This window comes from Mycolicibacter arupensis (assembly GCF_002086515.1).
GTDB lineage: Bacteria > Actinomycetota > Actinomycetes > Mycobacteriales > Mycobacteriaceae > Mycobacterium > Mycobacterium arupense.
Window position 1 is genome coordinate 1 of sequence record NZ_MVHH01000149.1, and the last position, 219, is coordinate 219.

Sequence of the window (219 nt, forward strand, 5' to 3'; positions counted from 1 at the left end):
CCAGGTGCGCTTCGGCCTGGGCCAGGGTACCGGCATCGATATCGGCGGGCAGGTAATGGAAGAAGGAGCGAATCACCGCGATATGAGCGGTGCTGATGGTGCCGGCTCGTTGCGCGGTGGCCACCGCGGGCCGTTCCGGGGCTAGGGGTTCGCCGGTCAGGGTGCGGCGGGCTCCGAGTTCGGCGGCTTCGGCGATACGGCGTCCGGCTTCGCCGCGGG

General features: G+C 70.8%; 1 protein-coding gene. It reads right to left on the reverse strand.

Annotation, left to right across the window (positions count from 1 at the left end):
* Positions 1-219 (reverse strand): DUF222 domain-containing protein (locus tag BST15_RS21105; RefSeq protein WP_133053216.1); only part of this gene is annotated, 219 nt, incomplete at both ends.